Below are 19,248 nucleotides of genomic sequence, written 5' to 3'. Positions count from 1 at the left end.
CAGCATGAAATGCAACCCGGGAGAGTAAAGCTCGGGAACTCAGCGCCCCCAGGGACAACGTAAATGAGGAAGTATTTAACGGCTTAAGTGCCGAATAGCGATCGGGGAGACCCCGACAGCCGCACTGAGAGGCAGCGGCAAAAAAACAAATACGCCCTCGCTTTAAATGTTGGCGGCAACGCTGGCTGACACCAATCAAACGAATTAAGTGTGGATACCGTCTTATGGAGCAAAACCCGCAGTCACAGCTGAAGCTTCTTGTTACCCGTGGTAAGGAGCAAGGCTATCTGACCTATGCCGAGGTCAATGACCATCTGCCGGAAGATATCGTCGATTCAGATCAGATCGAAGATATCATCCAAATGATCAACGACATGGGTATTCAGGTGATGGAAGAAGCACCGGATGCCGATGATCTGCTGCTTGCTGAAAACACGACCAGTACCGATGAAGACGCAGAAGAAGCGGCTGCGCAGGTTCTCTCCAGCGTAGAGTCGGAAATCGGTCGCACCACCGATCCGGTGCGCATGTACATGCGCGAAATGGGCACCGTTGAACTGTTGACCCGCGAAGGCGAAATCGACATCGCAAAACGCATTGAAGACGGGATCAACCAGGTTCAGTGTTCTGTTGCGGAATACCCGGAAGCCATTACCTATCTTCTGGAACAATACGATCGCGTTGAAGCAGAAGAAGCGCGTCTGTCCGATCTGATCACCGGTTTCGTTGATCCAAACGCGGAAGAAGATCTGGCGCCTACCGCCACCCACGTCGGCTCAGAACTGTCTCAGGAAGACATGGACGACGATGAGGATGAAGATGAGGAAGACGGCGACGACGACAGCGCGGATGACGACAACAGCATCGACCCGGAACTGGCGCGCGAGAAATTCGCTGAACTGCGTACGCAGTATGAAGTGACGCGTGACACCATCAAAGCGAAAGGCCGTAGTCATGCGGATGCGCAGACCGAGATCCTCAAGCTTTCTGAAGTGTTCAAGCAGTTCCGCCTGGTACCGAAGCAGTTCGACTACCTCGTGAACAGCATGCGCGTGATGATGGACCGTGTGCGTACTCAGGAACGCCTGATCATGAAGCTCTGCGTTGAGCAGTGTAAAATGCCGAAGAAGAACTTCATCACCCTGTTCACCGGCAACGAGACCAGCGAAACCTGGTTCAACGCGGCTATCGCGATGAACAAACCGTGGTCTGAAAAGCTGCACGACGTGGCCGATGACGTTCACCGCGGCCTGCAAAAACTGCAGCAGATTGAAGAAGAGACCGGCCTGACCATCGAGCAGGTGAAAGACATCAACCGTCGTATGTCCATCGGCGAAGCAAAAGCCCGCCGTGCGAAGAAAGAGATGGTTGAAGCGAACTTACGTCTGGTTATCTCTATCGCCAAGAAATACACCAACCGTGGCCTGCAGTTCCTGGATCTGATTCAGGAAGGCAACATCGGTCTGATGAAAGCGGTAGACAAGTTTGAATACCGTCGTGGTTACAAGTTCTCCACCTATGCGACCTGGTGGATCCGTCAGGCGATCACCCGCTCTATCGCAGACCAGGCGCGCACCATCCGTATCCCGGTGCATATGATTGAGACCATCAACAAGCTCAACCGTATCTCCCGCCAGATGCTGCAAGAGATGGGGCGTGAACCAACGCCGGAAGAACTGGCCGAACGTATGCTGATGCCGGAAGACAAGATCCGTAAAGTGCTGAAGATCGCCAAAGAGCCGATCTCCATGGAAACCCCGATCGGTGACGATGAAGATTCGCATCTGGGTGATTTCATTGAGGATACCACCCTCGAGCTGCCGCTGGACTCTGCCACTACCGAGAGCCTGCGTGCCGCCACGCACGACGTTCTGGCTGGCCTGACCGCTCGTGAAGCCAAAGTGCTGCGTATGCGTTTCGGTATCGACATGAATACCGACCACACGCTGGAAGAAGTGGGTAAACAGTTTGACGTTACCCGCGAACGTATCCGTCAGATCGAAGCGAAGGCGCTGCGTAAACTACGCCACCCGAGCCGCTCTGAAGTGTTGCGTAGCTTCCTCGACGATTAATTTCGTCGTCTGTATCACTGACGCCACCTTCGGGTGGCGTTTTTTTTTACTGCTCGGTAGATCCTGCATCGGGGCAATACTATCCCGCGCTACAATCCGCGGGTGATCAGCGCCTCGTCCAGCTCCCTGAATGCCTCGACCAGTTTATCCAGCGTAATGCGGCTCAGCCCGCTGGTATTGGGTAACACCCACACCTCGGTGGCGCCAATGGTGATGCCCTGTTTTCCCCATTGGACGCCCCGCTGGCTGAATCCCTGTTCAAACGCCTGCTTACCTAAAATGGCCAGCGCCTGCGGCTGATAATCTTCGATCTTCGCGATCAGATTACGCCCACCGTCATGCAGTTCTTTGCGCGTCACTTCATTTGCCTGAACCGTAGGCCTGTCGACCAGTTTAGTGACGCCGCAGCGAAAGTCTAACAGCCGTTCAGCCTCTTCCGGCTTAAGCTGGCGGTCGGTAAATCCGGCCTGATGAATCACTTTCCAGAAACGATTTGCCGGATGCGCAAACGGAAACCCCGTTCCCGCCGACGAAAGCCCGGGATTGATGCCACAGAACACCACCCGCAGCCCCGGGGCCAAAATATCCTTAACCATATTTTCTCCAGAACAATACAACACGAGAAAAGTATAACGGATTGAAAATACGTTGTTTAATAAAACAGCACCTGTGCGGTTATGGCTGGATTGCAGGAGGGAGTTACTTTATAATTCACCGCCACGGCCCCTTAGCTCAGTGGTTAGAGCAGGCGACTCATAATCGCTTGGTCGCTGGTTCAAGTCCAGCAGGGGCCACCAAATTTTAGTTTTAGATTCATTTACTTAAGCCACCTTTAACAGGTGGCTTTTTTATTTAACAGATATGAGTGTCGCAAAAGTGTCGCAGGAATATTGTGATTTATGCGATGGCTGTACTCCTAAAACCCCCATCCAGTGAGCATAGGCGGTTATGCCGGCTGGAAGATCCAAGTTGTTGATGATACTGCTGGTGAAACAGGAGGGTATTACCTGATTTTACAGCATGGAGATACTGAAGGTTTTGATTATTGGTTTGAAAAAAAAGAGTATCTTGACAATCAACTAACTGATTTTGATATTAAGTGGAATCGTTAGATGAAAAAAACATCTGTTAACATACTGTTTTATAAAATAAAAAATGATAACCCTACAGTTAATTTCTTTACCGTCTGTGTCTCCTGACTGTCAGACTGTACCATCGCAGGCTTCTGAAGGGCTTAGGACATAACGCTGATTATGCGTGGTTCGCCCCTCTGAACTGCGCATAATTCCCACGTGTTATGTTGAACGGCCGCAGGCTATTTATCCAGTGGACTCTTCACCGGGGCGGTAGCGTGTTCAGGTGAAAAAAGCGCGTCGGGACAAAAAGTTGGCGGGCAGGAAATACAATAGGAAAAATCGGCTGTAACTCACGGAAAGAACAGGGAAAAACCGGGTTCATCGCAGCAACCAGCGTCGGAAAGAGTTGTTGTTGAGAATAACTCGCTGAGTGGCTGGGAGAATCTGCCAAAAGGGTTGACGGATACAGGAAAGGCAGCCACATCCTGGGTGAAATACGCGCAGGACCACAATCTTTCGCCGGAACAGGTTCAGGCCGGGCTGACGGATATTGTGCGGGGTGACTTACCGGAAAGTGCGGACATTATCAAAGCGATCCTGGAAAATAATCCAGGGAGCGATACGGTAATGGCCCTGCTATCAGCATAAGATGCGAAAGACTATGCTCTGGCATTGCTGACGTCGATCCCGGCAGAAAAGGCTTTATCACTGGTTGGTAAAGGCCTGAAGGTCATTGATAACAAAACCCTGATCAGTGCTGCGGAGAAGATCTCAACAGCGAAGCCCGGTTTGTAGTCAGCAGCACCGAGAGATCTGAATGAGCAACTGTTCTGGAAGCAAGTCGAATCAAATCCTTCACAAGGTGGTAAGTTACCGGGTATGAATAATGACCTTCGATTCCCTACATCTGCTGGATTCCAGAAAATGGAAGCGACACATTATCTTCCTGATGGATCGTCAATATCAGTACATTACCAGTACAATGTTAATACTGGTAAAGCATATGATATGAAAATTGTTACACCACAAAGAAATCCGTTACAACCAGGTCCTTCACTGACCGATGGAGGTAAAAAATGAAAATAAGAGACCCTCGAGACCCATTGGGCAGGATCGTTGATATTTTTAGCGTTTATTGGTTTGGTGATGAAAATTATTTTTTAGGTTTACTGAAAGGATATGGTGGGTTGATGGCATATAGAGCGACTCAAGTATCAATGATCTCTCCTGAAATAGATTTTCAAGCCATATATTTCAAAAACGGTATTTATCACTGGGCTCTAATTAAAGAAAAATTGCTTGATGATATCATCGAACGTGATGAAATTGCCTACAAGCGATTTCTGGAGATACTGAAATCCGAAGGGCATGTTGATGAGGAATTTTATTAATTGATTTTATTAGATTATAAATAATAAAAAAGGAGACTCCGACAGTTAATCTCTTAGCCGTCAGAGTCTCTTGGCTATCAACCTGCACCATCGCAGGCTTCTGAAGGGCGCAAAACATAACGCTGATTATGCATGGTTCATCCTCCTGAACTGTGCATAACCCTGCATTATGTTGAATAGCTGCAGGCAATTTACCCGGAGAGTGGGTTCTTCAACGGTGGAGGTAGCGTGTTCAGGCGAAAAAGGCGCGTTGGGGCAAAAGTTGTCGCACCGGAAGTGCGGCGGGCAAAAAGACGGTAACCATCGGAAAGTAAAGGGGAAAATTGGCTTCGCCTCAGCAATCCACGTCAGGGAGAGTTGATGTTGAGAATAACTCGCTCGGAGATGGCTGGAACAGTTTGCTGTCAACCGGAGAGAGACTACGTTGATGCTGCTGCGTCCTGGAAGCAGTTTGCGACAACTCAGGGATTGTCACCGGAAGAAACACAGGCCGGACTGGATAAGATCGCAAAAGGCGAATTACCGGAAGGTGCTAATATCGCAAAAGTGATCGTGGAAGGTTATCAGGACGGTGTAATGATAGCGGGGGCATGGTACCTGGGGCCTGCCGCTTCGGTCGGTAAAATGGTCAGTGGTGGAGTTATCGCGGAGATAGCCAATGGAAGTTACCAGTGGTTTGATTTAAGCCAGCCAGGCAATGAAAACAAAAGCTGGGACTGGAAAAGCAGTGCCAGTTCAGGCATTGCGGGTATGCTTGCACCAGGAAGAACTGTCGGACAGAACGTCGGAATTGCGATGGGTGGTGCATTCTTTAATGATGGTCCAGATACTGGTTCTATTGGTGGGGCGGCTATTGGTGCATGGTTCGGTGGTAAATTTGGTGAGTTTGCTCCTTTCCCTGGGGAGGTAAATGACCTGATTGGTGGTATCGGTGGGGAAGTTATAAGTAATAAAATTAAAGATAAGGTTAGTGAAAATGAAAAATAAAACCACGTTATCTGTTTTTCTTCTGAGTACTATTTACTACGGACTTTGTTTTTATGCTTTTATTTTCCTAGTAAATAATGTAATTATTGAATTATTGATATCGGGATATGTTGACTTTTCCAAAAAATCATTAACTTATTTATCTGTTGTGAGTTTGATTATTGGGTTGGCTTCAGGTGCAAAAATATGGATCTTCGCGAAACTTGACGAGCGAAAATCGCGTAAGGTGCCTCCGTCAGATCCTGAGTGAGATTTGCAACAATCCTAACTCATATAGTTGAAATTGTTGTTGAGAATAACTCGCGGAGTCTGCCTAAAGGGCTGAATGATATTGATTTATCTCAACAGTCGCTTGCGGCCAGTATGATCCAGAATGGCGTTTCACCGGGTGAACTTACGGCGGCGCTGGTTAAAAATTCGCAGAGCCAGATACCTGAAGGGCAGGATGCCGTTAAAGGATTGCTGACAGCATGGACAGAGTTTTTTTGGGGCCCGGTTAGTGCGTTGACGGCTGACGGAGAAATGACGCCGCAACGGGCAGCATAAATCCTGGCGAGTGGTGTGCCGACGAGTGAAGCCAAGCTGGTGCAATACGTAGCTGCTAAAGCCTTTTTGTCTATTGCGAAAAGTTCAGATCTTGGACTATCACCTTCAAACCAGAAATATGTTTATATCCTTTCACCAGAAGCGAAACAGCATATTTTATATGGGGATAGCCCAACGCAAGGTAGACATCTCTATCCTGGAAATCCAGAAAAAATTGTCTTTTCTCAAAGTTGGTCAGCAGATAAGGTTGTTCATACTGTGGGAGACATTGCTACCTCCCCCGATACTCAATAGTTTGCTCAGACCGGAACTGATGGAGCGTATACAAACGCAGAAAGGCCAGCAAGGTAGGTTGCCTGGGAAGAACGAGTGATGTCAGAGTTTGTGTGGTATACGAGCCCGCCAGGGGGAAAATTGTAACAGTGTTCCCGGATAGTAATCCGACTCCTCCAACTTTCAGACCTATTAAAAAAATAGCGTGGGTGAAATGGGTATTAATGACGAAATTAGAGAATTTGGTGAAGGATTAAAAGATCGTCTGGAACCTTCGTTAGTTGACTTTGCCCTTGGTTATCTTGGGTTTTCAGAGAATATATTAGCATTCGAAACGCTATGTGATCATATTACTGATTATGATGTTGTGATCAGTAAGGATGAGTACACACAAGTGATTAAAATAGTTAATTATCTTGGTCTGGAAATTGTTAGTAGGTATACATATATAAATCCAGAAAAATAACCGCTAAAACGTACAAATGCTCCCAACACCAACGTCAGGAGCATTTTTAAAATCCTAACAATGCGCCAGGTGCTCTTGGCCAGCGGTAGCATATGAAGATGAAAAAGGCGCGTCGGGGCAAAAAGTTGTCGCACCGGAAGTGCGGAAGGTAAAAACGACGGTAATCAACGGAAAGTAACGGGAAAAATCGGCCTCGCCTCTGTAATCCGCGTCAGAGAGATTTGTTGTTGAGAATAGCTCGTTCAGTGACTTAACCGAAGCCGAATCGCAGAGTAAGACTCCTCAGCAGGTCGCGAAAGTAACGCGTCGAAGCAGAAAATGAGCGCTATAAGAAGGAAAACTGTGCCGGGATGAGCGCGGAAGTGTGCTCGGTAAAAATGTACACTCAGCGTCAGGAAGAACTGAAAGATATCCTGTCAACGGGCGCAGACTTTATCCCGGTGGTCGGGACCATCAAAAGCTGGCGTGTGCACAGGGAAAGCCTCAACACGTTCTTCGGCTATCCACCGGATATCCGCAAAGCTATCGACACCACGAATGCTATCGAATCGTTGTGCAGTGTGATCCGTGCCGCGATTAAGAAACGCAAAATATAGAAACTAGCTGGAAGATTTGCACTAAGGAGGAGGTTTCATTAGATCTCAATGATAAACTTCATCATCTTGTTGATTTAATTGAGGACAAAGTAAAACCACTTTGTGACATTAAATATTCACTGGGTGTTAACTTTGTTTTCTCTTTTATAGTGAAAATAGAAAATGGTGGACAGTTTTCTGTCTATAAAACGCCTGATGAACATCATCGGGCGTTTTGTATTTCAGGGCCAAGTGTGGCCGCTCTGGTCATAAATTGCCACGGATTCTTTTACCATTTTCCGGGCTTGGACCAGATCTACAGGGCGCGAGAGTAAAAACTCATTTTTCAGGATCCCGTTTAGTCGCTCAGCCAGTGCATTCTAACCATCGGTCATTGAACAGGATATTCCGTTTCTCTCATGGACTGTTACACACCCCGATTAAATATCCAGTAGCCATCAGCAACCCAGGTATCACGATTGGTGGCAAACAGACGCTCTTTCAATACATCCTGCTTTAGTGCAACGCAATATACAGGCCGGTAACGCTCAAAGCGCCAGCTGCCACTTAACTCACCTGCATCCACAACGTCGAAACCGATACTTTCAATGAAATTCGCTACCGTGGACTTCGCTTCGATATTATCACTGGCGATCGGAATTGCCCGGCGATCAATCATTCCTTTTGGCCGCGCATCACGATGTAAATCCTCAACCGTAATAGAGTTAAAAGCCTTAACAATAATGGCACCTGGTACGTTTTTTGCAAATAGCTCGCTTGTTGTTATCTCACCATTTTTTAACGACTGGATAACGCCATCACGATGAGGGAAGTAATTTAGCGGATCAACAACGATTTTATTTATAAGTAATTCTTTTGGTAATTTTGGTATAGCATAGAGGGGAACTGCGGCTATCACTATATCACCAAAATTGATTGCCTGTTCAGGTGTAGCCGCCTTGCATTCTAATGTTCTTATTAATAACTCGAGAGATTCGGGACCACGAGTATTACTAACCATAACCTCAAATCCATTTCTTACCGCTTGTAACGTAATAGCCTGTGCCATTGCTCCTGCACCAATAATTCCCACTTTCAAACTCATAATATCCATCTCCATATCATTAAATAGCAATAACGCCAATTATATTTGGCAAAAAATCTATCGGAAATAGATGCCAACTCTGAAAGATATTTACATTCAATAAATTTTTATAAGCCAGAAGTTTTTCATCAACAAGTGGAACCTTAATTTCCTTCGCATCACCAGAGAAGCCACAACCGATACATTTCAGCACAGCCTCTTTTCTTGTCCATGCGCGTAAAAAACACTCTGGCCAATCAGCCTTACTTAGGATTTCTTCGGCTTCTTCATCTGTAAATATATAGCCCGCAAGATGTTGATGTATTGGACGATTTTTTAGCTCAATATCAATACCAAGAGGCTTGTTTTTCGAGAACGCGATTACAATAACGTTACCCGTATGGGACACATTAAAGTTTATCTTTTGATCAAAATCCACTATGTATGGTTTACCATACTCATTTTTTGATATAGCCCCTTGAAAGGGCGCCGTGTTAAACATAAACCCTAGTGCTCTGCGTAAAAAAGCTTTACCTGCAATATATCGGTTACGTGCAGAAACACTCGAAAATTCCTGAGACATTATTTTCTCGTCTTCAGAAAGGAAGATGGCATCATCCTGTGTAAAATCAGAATAATTTCCCACGAAAACGGTAATGTCTTCACCATCGTTATCTTTTAAGTAAGCTACTTCGCGCCAAAGCATATAATTATTTACCCCACTTCATACTAATAAATAGTATAGAGATGTACCCATCAGAATACCGACCCTTCTACAGGGTCGGATAAAAACTAATTCTCTATATTTTTTAACGAAAGTTGAATTTTATCATTAATAAAGCTCAACATTTTACCATATGTTTTAAACGGGGAGTTTTGAAATGAAAGATCTTGCTCTGTTGCAAGTTTAATTTTATATCCAAGCACCTTAAATAACTGTTGTTCTACATCTGAAATGATAGTCAACAGACTCAATGAATCTAGCTGTCCCGTTGAAGAATACAGTTCAGTATCATCTCCTTCAGAAAAATCAAAAGGTTGGTCCATAAATGGCTCTTGTCGATAAATAGCAGTTTTTAAAATATCGTTAAGTCCGTTCTCCATAATAACCCCAAAATGTAAACTGTAATTATTTCATTTGTAAAAAATATACCAAAGTTCATAGAATATTTCTTAACTCTATAAACTCACCGCTTATGATTCCTTTGCATTCTTGCTCAATGATCCTTTGATAAATTTCTATTGCACGTTTCTCAGGACTAACTGCGTATCCGGGCTTATTAAACCTTTCTCTTAATTTTAAATGCTCGGGAAATTCGTATAATCGATCCTTTGAAATTATCCCTAAAGATAAATCAGTCAGAATATTACACATACCTAATACAGCAAAAAACACGTCTGGGTTTTCTTGAGCATAAACGCCGCACAATGCATTCAAGGCAGCCTTAGATATACTATATGACAACATACCAGCACGGTATCGTGTACCAGCAATAGAAGCTGATGCCACAACAAGTGCCGGTTTAAAACCTGATAGAAAAAGCACGTCAAGAATTAACTTATTAGCCAGAACATTAACCATCATGGCCTGTTGTAATTGTGAAAGATCATATTCATCAGTATGCAATGGTGCATTCGAAGAAACACCAGCATTAAGATGTATAACCGACACACCCAGTGTAATAACAGGGTTAAATTCTTGTTCAAATAATGCTGCGACCTGCTCAGGATCTTGCAAATCACACGATTTGAAAATAAACCGATCGTGCCCGGCAAGCTGAGTCGGTTTATGTCGTGCTGTACCGTATACTGTCCAACCTTTATCGAGATAAACACAAGCCAGAGCCAGACCTAAGCCTCTGCTCACTCCAGTAATGAATACTCTCTTAGAGGCTTCCTGCTGTTTCTGGTTCTCGGGTGAACTCAAAGTACGCATGATTTCCCTTAAAATTTCCCGGCACTAAATCCGCCATCAACGGAAAGCAATGTCCCCGTTACATAGGATGACTGCTCACTTAAAAGCCATAATATGGCGGCAGTGATCTCTCCTGGCTCGGCAAAACGTTTCATTGCGGTTGACTGAATTTTCTCTTCTGTTGATGCAGGGTTAGCACGAAGTCGCTCCTCTGTGTTCATTCCACCTAACGTCGGGCCCGGGCAAACCGCATTGATCCTCACCACACTCTTCCCTTCAGGTGGATTAGCACTTTCAACTGCAGCAACCTGTGTCAACATATTTAATGCCGCTTTACTGGTAGAATATGCACTTTGCCGTGGTTGTCCTAAAACTCCGCCACAAGACGAGACATTTACAATTGAACCTTTCTCACCCAGAGCCATAAGGCGAATCTGGTGTGACATCAATAACAATGGTCCAATAAGATTAACCTGTAAAACACGGTTCCACTCGTTTAAATCCAGTTCTTGTACCGAGGCCCTTTTAGTGGTTATACCTGCATTATTAACAGCAAGATCTAAACGCCCATGCTCCTTACGAATTAAATCGAAAAGCTCAATTACGGAACGTTCATTTGTGACGTCAAGCTGAACATAACGTGAATTACTACCCAGTTTTTCCTGCGCATTCAATCCGTCTTCTTTATTTCTTCCCGTGATGTAACAAAAAACACCCTTTTCGATCAAGCTTTTACTTACATTAAACCCAATCCCACGGGTTCCGCCAGAAACTAATGCGATTTTTCCAGTATAAGACATTTTTATTTCTCCTGATATTTTAATTGAATATTATTGGGGCGCAAATAGCGTGGATTCACACAACAAAATACCCTGTCTGCTGATGGTTCTTTCTTATCCCTCAAGCAATACGAATCCCAACGGCAACGGAAAACACTATCATAATCTCCTGCCAACTCTTTATTAACAAACTGATGATCTGCAACAACCGCTCGCCCAAAACCAATAAAATCGGCGTCTCCACTGTCAAGAATCTCATCGGCCAATTTCAGACTATCAATATTAGAAGCAAAACCAATAGGCAAAGCTGTTCTTTGTTTAAAGAAACGCCCAGCCGATCGAGAAATATCAATTGTGAAGTTTTTATCGCTCAAGAACTTACTATAAGTCTCAGCAATTCCTGTAGCACCAATGATTGCATCAGCCCCAGCTTCTTCAATAGCAATAATGACATCACTTAAAATATCGACATGAATTCCTTCTTTACCCAAACCATCATCGATTTGTAGACGCACAAATATTGCCATTTTACCACCAACAGAAATTTTAATTCTGCGAATGATTTCGACCAGAATTAGCGATCTTCCCAGCGGTGAACCGCCCCACTTATCTCTTCGCCGATTAGTTCTCGGTGAGAGAAAAGAACTCAATAGGTAGCCATTAGCTGCATGTATTTGAATTGCAGGCGCACCTATACTTAATGCCAGACACGCAGCCTTATGAAACTGATCAATATATTCTTCAATGCGTTCTTCATTCAAGCATGTCACATCACCAGGAATATTGGATAGATTATTACTTAAAGAATTTTTTTCAGGCTTTACACCATAATGTTGCAATTGAACGCCTAAAATAAATTTTTTATTATTCGCACTTTCAATAACTGGCTTTAAATAATTCGCATGTTCTTCAGAAACAATTTTCATGCTGCGATCTGTATATTGTGACAAAGGGTCAACTGATGCATTTCCTAAAAAGCCAAAACCACATCCTCCTTCCATGAGAGAATCATATATCGAAAAAAATTCTGGAAGAGGCCTTCCCAGTGGGTCACAAAGATCAAACCCAACCGAGGAAAAATACATTCTGTTTGTTGCTAACTGATTTTTCCCAAAAGATATAGGCTGCGTCAAATTTGAATAATCAGACATAATTTCACTCGCTGTTCACGTTAGTGCCAACAGAATTTTCGACAAATCCTCGCTTGATCATCTCTTTAAGACTTTCTAACTCTTCAAATGAGACTCGCTCAAATAACCAAATACTCTCCCCATTTCCTTCACCAACCCTATAAATAGATGTGCTGAAAGATATCGAATTATCATAAACAAAAGTTATAATCGCCTTTTCTATATCTTTATTCTTTACCCTGCTAGTAACACACCCCTTGCCTGATACACTTTTCAATACAACAATATTCTGACTAAGATCATGTGACGTAATCAATACTGTTAGTGGCGAGTGACTTAAAGGCTTAAATACATTATCAGTATTGAGCAGCACATTTCTAGCCAACTTAAATTTCTCAATCGAAATCACGGGTGCCACAGTTTTGATTTTTGCAATCAGCTTCGCCTGTTGATAGAACGAAATTGAATACGCAATTTCCTTTGGCGCTGATGATTTTGTTAAAGTAAAATCATCAACAACAACTTCCACCGGATACATAAGTTCACAATAAGAGTAAAAATCAGCTTGCATTTGACTTAAACTTACAGTGACCTTCCCTAACGGATGTTGAGAGTAGGTATACAATTGATAATAAATTGCCTGTCTGGCTGCTTCCATAAACATAATGCCGGGAACATGCTCATGCTGCTTTCTGTAAAAGAAATAGTGATCTGCATTATTGACTAACTGAAAACTGGTTGAATAACGTTCAACATGGCATTCATTCAGGAAAGAAGTAACATTCTCAGCATTAATAAAATCATGATCGAAATTATTTTTTTTAATCAACAAATCAAGCCTCTGAAATGGAATGCCTTGGTAGATCAGTTCAGTATTACCTTCAAATTCCACTTCTGATAATAACTCGTCATAATCATCAATATAAATATAATCACCATTTACATTACGATGATAAAATGCTTTTAAAGTAACACCAATATTCTTAGAAATAGGGCCTTTCGGCATAACAATGGCGGGCATAACTTTTCTCGGATTGCACAATAACACGTCATCAGCGCTCCCTTTGTGCAATAATTTTGGCGCAATGGTATCTTTATTCTGAATTGCCATCATATCTCCTGTTATGCCGTAACGTTGACTTGGTACTGGTTCATCCAGCGATGCATCCAGAGCACCATTTCAATACTTCCTCGATTGTAAGGCTGGCTTATTTCTGATGAATCTCTTTTTAATAGACTGATAATTTTTTCACGGTCAATCAGTTCGTAAACCGGTGAGCGGTTATTTTCAAGAATCGTACGTAACTCAACTCGGAGTCCATTTTCATATGCACCATCCTGGGTGGCCGGATACGGTGTTTTGATTCGGTTAACAATCCCATCCGGTAGTAGGTGCCGTGTTGCGGCACGCAGTAAACTTTTTTCTCTACCGTCAAAACTTTTCATTTCCCACGGTGTATTAAATACATATTCGACTAACCGATGGTCGCAGAATGGCACGCGAACCTCCAACCCAACCGCCATACTCATACGGTCATTGCGGTCAAGCAATGTGGGTAAAAATCGAGTAATGGCGAGATAAGACGTTTTCCGCATACGCCAATCTATATCGCTTTCTCCTGGCAAAGTAGGGACTTCTTTCACCGCTTCGCTATAGCGTTCAGCTCGATAATCTTCACGTTCTAATGAAGTAACAAAGTCACGTGATAGCAACTGGAGACCACCAAAATAGCGTGACGATCCCGCAGTTAACCAAGGAAATGTATCCGCATCTCTGGCTGCTGGGTTTCTAAACCATTGATAGCCGCCGAAAATTTCATCAGCTCCCTCGCCTGAAAGGGCAACGCTAGAGTGGGTTTTTATCTCGCGAAATAACAGATACAAAGATGGCCACATATCTCCCCAATAAGCAGGTGGCGCATCTACTGCACGTAAGACCTTTTGCCTGACGGATTCATTGAGCATATCTTCACTGCGTAGCAATAACTCAGTGTGTTTGGTGCCCGCGTGCTGGGCGAGCATTCGAGCAAAGGGCGCATCGGCGGCTCCTCTCACCCCATCAGCTTGAAAAGTCTCGATGTTACGACTGAAATCAACAGAGAAGGACGGTAAATACCCTGAAGATAAGGATTTAGCCGCCATCGCGGTGACTGCGGATGAATCAAGCCCTCCCGACAGGAGAGAACATATCGGCACATCTGACACAATTTGTCTGCTCACTGTGTCAGTAAGCAACGTTCTGACTGTGTCAATAGTCGTTTCCAGAGAGTCAACATGTTCCCTAGCTTCCAATGCCCAGTAGGTCTCTTTTTGTAACCCATTTTTATCAAATATCAGCATCGTACCCGGGCGCACTTCAAATACGTCATCATATACAGTACATTCAGGTGTTTTCAGCATATCGAGTATTTCACAAAATCCATTTCTTGAAATACTTGGTTGAACAACACCGCTGACAAACAGAGCTTTCGGCTCTGAAGCAAAAATGACGCCGCTCTCAGTCAAAGCATAATAAAGAGGCTTTATCCCCATGCGATCGCGAAACATAAAAAGCTGATTACGTTGACAATCCCAGATGGCTACCGCGTACATGCCATTAAGATGATGGACAATATTTTCTTGCCAGTGTAAGTAGCCTTTGAGAAGCACCTCCGTGTCACTGGTTGTATCAAAATGATAACCTAATCCTTGTAAATCTCTTCTTAGTTCCTGAAAGTTAAACACTTGTCCATTAAATGCAATCACTGCATGGTTACCATTAAAACCTCTGGCTTCCATTGGTTGAGCACCATGCTCAATATCAATAATAGCTAATCGCTGATGTCCTAGAGATGCATATTTATCATTCCAGACACCTTGACCATCTGGCCCACGATGTGCTAATGATTCCGTCATGGCTTGTACACAAAACGTTCTGTCAGAATTTCTATTTTTAAAATCTACCCATCCAGTAATACCACACATTCCACACCCCTAATTTTTAAAAGTTTTCAGTTATCTAGCACTACTGTGGGCTTAATAATTTTTGTTTTTTCCAGATTTATCAACATCGCATTCCAGGAAAGGCCAACACCAAACCCACAGATGATTATGTTTTTCCGTGAATGACTCCAGTCTTTTCGACTTAACAATAAAGGAATAGAAGTCGAATTTGTATTACCAATACCGTCAACATCTGCAGGCAGTTGTTCATCATTCAGACTCATGACGTCTCTCAGGTATCCAAGAATTAACTCATTTGGCTGATGTAAGGCATAAAGTGCTATTTCATTTTTATCAACATTCGATTCTGATAACAGTGTATCAATAGCTTCAGGAACACGTTTTAGGGCAAAACTCATAACAGCAGCGCCATCCATTTTCAAATAGCCAACCGTTCCGGAAATTGCGCCTTCTTTTTGATAATGCATTCCTACACCAAGGGATTTTCTGCCTTCCCCATCAGCGCCATAAACAAATGTAAAAGTGTCCTCACCACTGGTGATCAATGATACCGATGCAGCATCGCCAAACAGCATTCTGGATTGATACTCTTTGTCATCAATGACACGGGAATTAACATCACCAGTACATACCAACACATTTTTACATACACCCGCCTTGACCAACGCAGCAGCCTGAATCAGCCCATTGGCGTAACCAGAACAACCCGAATTAAGATCAAGTAAAAAACAGTTTTCGCTGAGACCCAAAACCTGATGAAGAGAAAATGAGGTTCCTGGGCTCCATATATCGGGTGTTTGAGTGATAACGATCAAACCATCTATCTTATTCTTCTCAAAATCAATATTGTTTAGTAAATTATTTACTGCGGCAGTCATCAGATCTGTCGTTGATATATGCTTAGCAACCCTGATTGACTTTATTCCTGTTCCTCTAATAACACGTGAGACATTTTTCTCTCCATACATAAGAGTAAAATCAGATGCTTCCATCACCGTAGACGGTATTGCTGCTGTAATTGCTATAATATTAACGCCAAAAATTGAATGAGTATGCATTTTATAAAACCTTATTCCACCAGTAGGAGAACCAGATCATTCACGACTTTGATCTTTTTCATATCTTCTACGGTCACCTGCTTCCCTGTTTCTTTAGTGACTAATGCGACTGCCGCGAGAATTGCAAAAGAGTCCCATTTTTCATTCTCATTTAGATTGGTATATGGATAAATATCTTGAGGTTCCATATCCAAAACTAATGCGAGTTGTGGCCGAATAGTTTCAATATCTTTTTTCATCTTAATGCCCTTGTATTTTATGAGAGCAAAGTGTTACCTGGAGCACTCTGTTCCATAATAGTGACGAATAAAATTTTATTTTTTATCGAAAATGAATTTTAATAAACAGGATATCAGCTTGTTACGACTTTATTTGATCATTTTTTTTGTGAAATAAGGCGTGCCAGTAATCCAAGAATTGCCGGGGCCAATGTGCCGTACAATGTAACCCAACTGATACCATTTACAAAGGCATCATGTGCTGTGGCAACATTCACGCCACCCAGAAGTTCTGCATTGAAGTTGCCTGCGGCAATCGTATTGGCGACACTTGCCAGTGAATCGACATTTACGCTATGAACCAGCTCGGCTGAGACGCCAGATAGCAACACAAACCCCATCACGGCGATATTCACTGCGAGTGAAATCATGCGGGCGCTGAATTCCATTCCCGATGCCATGCCTGCACGTTCTGGAGGCAGTGAGCCGGTCGAGGTATTGGTTACTGGTGTATTTGTCAATCCTAACCCTACTCCAGCAATCAGACAGCCCGGTAGTAATGTCAACCAGCTAGCATGTCCACTGGAAATGGTTACGTGCAGTAACGCAAAGCCAATCGCGATGGTGAATAATCCCACTGGTATAATAAAACCTGGGCCGCGTTTCTGTAACAGGCGCTCAGCATAAGGCGGAACTACAATTGTAGGCAGGGTATAAGCCAGTACAATTAGCCCTGCCACCACGCTGCTGTAGCCCAACACTGACTGTAAATAGAGCGGAAAATAGATAACGAACGGCCAGAATGAAAAATTCATGCCGCTAGCTCCTAACATTGCTATTGAGAAGTTGCGAATGCGGAAAGCTTTAAAATCAAAAATAGGACGTTGGCTCTTCAGCTCAATGATAATGAACAGCAGCAGGCTTGCAATACTGAGCGCAATAATTTCCAGGCCCTTACCCGATGCCAGACTTAATTCATGCCCCTGTGTAATGAGATAGACAAAACCAAATACGGCGATCGGTAAGGTGATAATACCCCCAAGATCAATTTTCACCACGTGCGGATCACTCGACTCCACCACGCCCATCCGGGCAGCAAAAATGGTCACCACGGCAATCACAACATGAATAAGGAACACCCAGTGCCAGCTCAACAGAGCAAGAATACCCCCACCAATAACAGGGCCAAATCCAAGGCCAAGGCCGAACATAATTCCCCACCACCCAAAGGCAACTCCTCGCTCAGGCCCGTCTCTGAACTGATGTGAAAGCACAGCGACCTGACAGGAAAGCATGGCAGCCGCACTGGCACCTTGCAGGAATCTGGCACTAATAAGCACTGGTGCACTGCTTGCCATTCCACAAATGAGGGAGGCAATACCAAAAACAGTAATCCCCACAAGGAAGATACGCTTACGGCCAAATCGATCTGCCAGAGCACCCATAGCAACCAGACAAGAGCACATTGCCAGGGTGTAGGCATTCATAATCCATTGAAGTTGACTGAACTCTGCAGGCAACATTTTTTCGAGCGTTGGTAAAATTGATGGGATACTGGTGATTTCCAGCCCTAACATAATGGCGGATAAGCACACAGCACTCAGTGCTATCTTATTTTTTGATGATATGGTCGCAGCCATTCCTTTTTTGCTCCGTCGATTTAAAAAGATGACATTTCTTATGAAAGCATTTATTAAGATAATGTTTTCTTTTTAGCTAAATGTTCTAACAGTAAAAAAAAGTATCACTTTTCAAATTAATTAGACATGGTAAAATTTGGTATATCTGTGACAACAAAATGGAATAGTTGAGATGACCACGCTGGATATTGATTCCGTACGCGCATTTATCATGATTGCAGAGTCAAAAAGTTTCACTCGTGCGGCGACTGAACTGGGCACAACGCAAGGGGCTTTAAGCGTTAAGCTGAAGCGACTCGAGGATAAGCTTGGGAAAAAATTGATAGAACGTACGCCTCGTCAGGTGCGTCTCTCTGTTTTTGGAGAAAAATTTATCTCATCCGCGCGTGATTTTCTCAGCTCTCATGATCGGGCAATATCCAGCTTAGTAATGACTGATAGCAAATTCAAATTGGGCATTTCATGCTATGTGATGGGACCCGAAGTGCCGGAAATTCTTTCACAAATGAAGTCATTAGACCCTACGTTATTGATAGAGGTGACTGTTGACAGCTCTCACGTGTTAATGAATTCATTTAACAACGGTCAGTTGGATGCAGTGATTGTGCGTAATAATGATGACCGCCGCGAAGGGCTGGAACTGTGCCAGGAACGATTTGGCTGGTTTGCTACCGAAAAATATACCTTTATTCCCGAGCGCCCTGTGCATATCGCCAACCTTTCTCCTGACTGCGGTATACGCGATTTGACTTCTCAACGTTTACGCCAGTCGGGAATTCGTTGGGAAGAAGTGTTCGTCGGGGTGGGTATAACTGCCGTCATCGCTGCACTCAGCGCAGGCATTGCGGTAGGCGTATTGCCTTATCGTATCGCGCCGGTAAACCTGGTCGAAGTGAGCACTAAACTCTCTCTGCCAGCGCTTCCCTCGCTGGCGATCGTATTACATTCTTCGCTGTCAGACCAAAAAACGCGATCCATTATTCGTACTATTCAACGAGTGTACAAAAACCATCACCAGGAAATTGCTGCTCCAGATATTAATACGAATGAAAATCAGACGTTTTTTGAAGTTTTCAAGGTTATGACGTAACCAGA

The 19,248-nt window shown here is 43.8% G+C and carries 21 protein-coding genes, 1 tRNA gene and 3 pseudogenes; 12 read left to right on the top strand and 13 right to left on the bottom strand.

Going from position 1 to position 19,248, the window contains the following annotated elements:
• Positions 1-224 precede the first annotated feature (224 nt).
• The gene (rpoD, locus tag OGY07_RS15275; protein ID WP_042289358.1) at positions 225-2,072 is read left to right on the top strand and encodes an RNA polymerase sigma factor RpoD; all 1,848 of its coding nucleotides are present in this window, start codon (positions 225-227) and stop codon (positions 2,070-2,072) included.
• 89 nt (positions 2,073-2,161) lie between these two features.
• Here the strand turns inward: rpoD and mug are convergent, their stop codons facing one another.
• Positions 2,162-2,668: a G/U mismatch-specific DNA glycosylase gene (mug, locus tag OGY07_RS15270; RefSeq protein WP_042289361.1), complete on the bottom strand. Its 507-nt coding sequence runs from the start codon at positions 2,666-2,668 to the stop codon at positions 2,162-2,164.
• Between the two features lie 125 nt (positions 2,669-2,793).
• Here mug and OGY07_RS15265 point away from each other — a divergent pair.
• The 10 genes and pseudogenes from OGY07_RS15265 to OGY07_RS23385 all read left to right on the top strand — a co-directional run.
• Positions 2,794-2,869: transfer RNA gene (locus OGY07_RS15265), tRNA-Ile, on the top strand.
• A 135-nt stretch (positions 2,870-3,004) separates the two neighbouring features.
• A complete protein-coding gene (locus OGY07_RS15260; protein ID WP_072197146.1) occupies positions 3,005-3,184 on the top strand; it encodes a hypothetical protein in 180 nt (59 codons plus the stop codon).
• A 453-nt stretch (positions 3,185-3,637) separates the two neighbouring features.
• The gene (locus tag OGY07_RS15255; protein ID WP_233467549.1) at positions 3,638-3,796 is read left to right on the top strand and encodes a hypothetical protein; all 159 of its coding nucleotides are present in this window, start codon (positions 3,638-3,640) and stop codon (positions 3,794-3,796) included.
• 428 nt (positions 3,797-4,224) lie between these two features.
• Entirely contained in the window at positions 4,225-4,539 is a 315-nt protein-coding gene (locus OGY07_RS15250; protein WP_200035268.1) for a hypothetical protein, read from the top strand.
• A 360-nt stretch (positions 4,540-4,899) separates the two neighbouring features.
• Entirely contained in the window at positions 4,900-5,526 is a 627-nt protein-coding gene (locus OGY07_RS15245; protein ID WP_233467550.1) for an adhesin, read from the top strand.
• 246 nt (positions 5,527-5,772) lie between these two features.
• Positions 5,773-6,072, top strand: a complete 300-nt coding sequence (locus tag OGY07_RS15240; protein ID WP_286601499.1) for a hypothetical protein — start codon at positions 5,773-5,775, stop codon at positions 6,070-6,072.
• 15 nt (positions 6,073-6,087) lie between these two features.
• A complete protein-coding gene (locus OGY07_RS15235) occupies positions 6,088-6,366 on the top strand; it encodes a hypothetical protein (RefSeq protein WP_286601497.1) in 279 nt (92 codons plus the stop codon).
• Positions 6,367-6,559: 193 nt separating this feature from the next.
• On the top strand, positions 6,560-6,811 hold the full coding sequence (locus OGY07_RS15230; RefSeq protein WP_286601495.1) for a MafI family immunity protein: 252 nt from the start codon (positions 6,560-6,562) through the stop codon (positions 6,809-6,811).
• 455 nt (positions 6,812-7,266) lie between these two features.
• A pseudogene (locus OGY07_RS15225) lies at positions 7,267-7,404 on the top strand (transposase); the annotation flags it as partial.
• A pseudogene (locus OGY07_RS23385) lies at positions 7,404-7,514 on the top strand (hypothetical protein); the annotation flags it as partial. The pseudogenes OGY07_RS15225 and OGY07_RS23385, both read left to right, overlap by 1 nt.
• Before the next feature lie 37 nt (positions 7,515-7,551).
• Here the strand turns inward: OGY07_RS23385 and OGY07_RS15220 are convergent.
• The 12 genes and pseudogenes from OGY07_RS15220 to OGY07_RS15165 form a co-directional block, all read right to left on the bottom strand.
• Positions 7,552-7,811, bottom strand: a pseudogene (locus tag OGY07_RS15220) (integrase core domain-containing protein); the annotation flags it as partial.
• A gap of 2 nt (positions 7,812-7,813) precedes the next feature.
• A complete protein-coding gene (locus OGY07_RS15215; protein WP_286601493.1) occupies positions 7,814-8,491 on the bottom strand; it encodes an NADPH-dependent F420 reductase in 678 nt (225 codons plus the stop codon).
• A gap of 19 nt (positions 8,492-8,510) precedes the next feature.
• Positions 8,511-9,176, bottom strand: coding sequence for a 4'-phosphopantetheinyl transferase family protein (locus OGY07_RS15210; protein WP_286601491.1), 666 nt, complete (start codon positions 9,174-9,176; stop codon positions 8,511-8,513).
• An 86-nt stretch (positions 9,177-9,262) separates the two neighbouring features.
• Positions 9,263-9,574 carry a hypothetical protein gene (locus OGY07_RS15205; protein ID WP_060570869.1) on the bottom strand — a complete coding sequence of 104 codons (312 nt, stop codon included), beginning with the start codon at positions 9,572-9,574 and terminating at the stop codon, positions 9,263-9,265.
• Positions 9,575-9,629: 55 nt separating this feature from the next.
• Positions 9,630-10,406, bottom strand: a complete 777-nt coding sequence (locus OGY07_RS15200) for an SDR family NAD(P)-dependent oxidoreductase (RefSeq protein ID WP_286601490.1) — start codon at positions 10,404-10,406, stop codon at positions 9,630-9,632.
• Positions 10,407-10,414: 8 nt separating this feature from the next.
• The gene (locus OGY07_RS15195) at positions 10,415-11,185 is read right to left on the bottom strand and encodes an SDR family NAD(P)-dependent oxidoreductase (RefSeq protein WP_060570871.1); all 771 of its coding nucleotides are present in this window, start codon (positions 11,183-11,185) and stop codon (positions 10,415-10,417) included.
• A 2-nt stretch (positions 11,186-11,187) separates the two neighbouring features.
• Entirely contained in the window at positions 11,188-12,315 is a 1,128-nt protein-coding gene (locus tag OGY07_RS15190) for an oxidoreductase (protein WP_072197148.1), read from the bottom strand.
• Positions 12,316-12,319: 4 nt separating this feature from the next.
• A complete protein-coding gene (locus OGY07_RS15185; protein ID WP_082636860.1) occupies positions 12,320-13,408 on the bottom strand; it encodes an AfsA-related hotdog domain-containing protein in 1,089 nt (362 codons plus the stop codon).
• A gap of 8 nt (positions 13,409-13,416) precedes the next feature.
• The gene (gene asnB, locus OGY07_RS15180; RefSeq protein WP_060570874.1) at positions 13,417-15,258 is read right to left on the bottom strand and encodes an asparagine synthase (glutamine-hydrolyzing); all 1,842 of its coding nucleotides are present in this window, start codon (positions 15,256-15,258) and stop codon (positions 13,417-13,419) included.
• A gap of 26 nt (positions 15,259-15,284) precedes the next feature.
• On the bottom strand, positions 15,285-16,295 hold the full coding sequence (locus tag OGY07_RS15175; protein WP_060570875.1) for a 3-oxoacyl-ACP synthase III family protein: 1,011 nt from the start codon (positions 16,293-16,295) through the stop codon (positions 15,285-15,287).
• Positions 16,296-16,306: 11 nt separating this feature from the next.
• On the bottom strand, positions 16,307-16,534 hold the full coding sequence (locus OGY07_RS15170; protein ID WP_060570876.1) for a hypothetical protein: 228 nt from the start codon (positions 16,532-16,534) through the stop codon (positions 16,307-16,309).
• A 137-nt stretch (positions 16,535-16,671) separates the two neighbouring features.
• The gene (locus OGY07_RS15165) at positions 16,672-18,153 is read right to left on the bottom strand and encodes an MFS transporter (protein ID WP_286601484.1); all 1,482 of its coding nucleotides are present in this window, start codon (positions 18,151-18,153) and stop codon (positions 16,672-16,674) included.
• Between the two features lie 172 nt (positions 18,154-18,325).
• Between OGY07_RS15165 and OGY07_RS15160 the strand changes: the two genes are divergently transcribed.
• Positions 18,326-19,243 (top strand): LysR family transcriptional regulator, encoded by a 918-nt coding sequence (locus OGY07_RS15160; protein WP_286601480.1) that lies wholly within the window; start codon positions 18,326-18,328, stop codon positions 19,241-19,243.
• Positions 19,244-19,248 lie beyond the last annotated feature (5 nt).

This window comes from Citrobacter sp. Cs237 (genome assembly GCF_030332325.1).
Lineage (GTDB): Bacteria > Pseudomonadota > Gammaproteobacteria > Enterobacterales > Enterobacteriaceae > Citrobacter_A > Citrobacter_A sedlakii.
This window is presented reverse-complemented; position numbering and strand designations above follow the sequence as displayed.

Coding starts and splice junctions, on each gene's coding strand:
- OGY07_RS15250 (WP_200035268.1), top strand. CDS start 4,225: ATGAAAATAAGAGACCCTCGAGACCCATTGGGCAGGATCGTTGATATT.
- OGY07_RS15160 (WP_286601480.1), top strand. CDS start 18,326: ATGACCACGCTGGATATTGATTCCGTACGCGCATTTATCATGATTGCA.
- OGY07_RS15195 (WP_060570871.1), bottom strand. CDS start 11,185: ATGTCTTATACTGGAAAAATCGCATTAGTTTCTGGCGGAACCCGTGGG.
- OGY07_RS15200 (WP_286601490.1), bottom strand. CDS start 10,406: ATGCGTACTTTGAGTTCACCCGAGAACCAGAAACAGCAGGAAGCCTCT.
- OGY07_RS15230 (WP_286601495.1), top strand. CDS start 6,560: ATGGGTATTAATGACGAAATTAGAGAATTTGGTGAAGGATTAAAAGAT.
- mug (WP_042289361.1), bottom strand. CDS start 2,668: ATGGTTAAGGATATTTTGGCCCCGGGGCTGCGGGTGGTGTTCTGTGGC.
- OGY07_RS15185 (WP_082636860.1), bottom strand. CDS start 13,408: ATGATGGCAATTCAGAATAAAGATACCATTGCGCCAAAATTATTGCAC.
- OGY07_RS15190 (WP_072197148.1), bottom strand. CDS start 12,315: ATGTCTGATTATTCAAATTTGACGCAGCCTATATCTTTTGGGAAAAAT.
- rpoD (WP_042289358.1), top strand. CDS start 225: ATGGAGCAAAACCCGCAGTCACAGCTGAAGCTTCTTGTTACCCGTGGT.
- OGY07_RS15165 (WP_286601484.1), bottom strand. CDS start 18,153: ATGGCTGCGACCATATCATCAAAAAATAAGATAGCACTGAGTGCTGTG.
- OGY07_RS15210 (WP_286601491.1), bottom strand. CDS start 9,176: ATGCTTTGGCGCGAAGTAGCTTACTTAAAAGATAACGATGGTGAAGAC.
- OGY07_RS15215 (WP_286601493.1), bottom strand. CDS start 8,491: ATGAGTTTGAAAGTGGGAATTATTGGTGCAGGAGCAATGGCACAGGCT.
- OGY07_RS15170 (WP_060570876.1), bottom strand. CDS start 16,534: ATGAAAAAAGATATTGAAACTATTCGGCCACAACTCGCATTAGTTTTG.
- OGY07_RS15175 (WP_060570875.1), bottom strand. CDS start 16,295: ATGCATACTCATTCAATTTTTGGCGTTAATATTATAGCAATTACAGCA.
- OGY07_RS15205 (WP_060570869.1), bottom strand. CDS start 9,574: ATGGAGAACGGACTTAACGATATTTTAAAAACTGCTATTTATCGACAA.
- asnB (WP_060570874.1), bottom strand. CDS start 15,258: ATGTGTGGTATTACTGGATGGGTAGATTTTAAAAATAGAAATTCTGAC.
- OGY07_RS15245 (WP_233467550.1), top strand. CDS start 4,900: ATGTTGAGAATAACTCGCTCGGAGATGGCTGGAACAGTTTGCTGTCAA.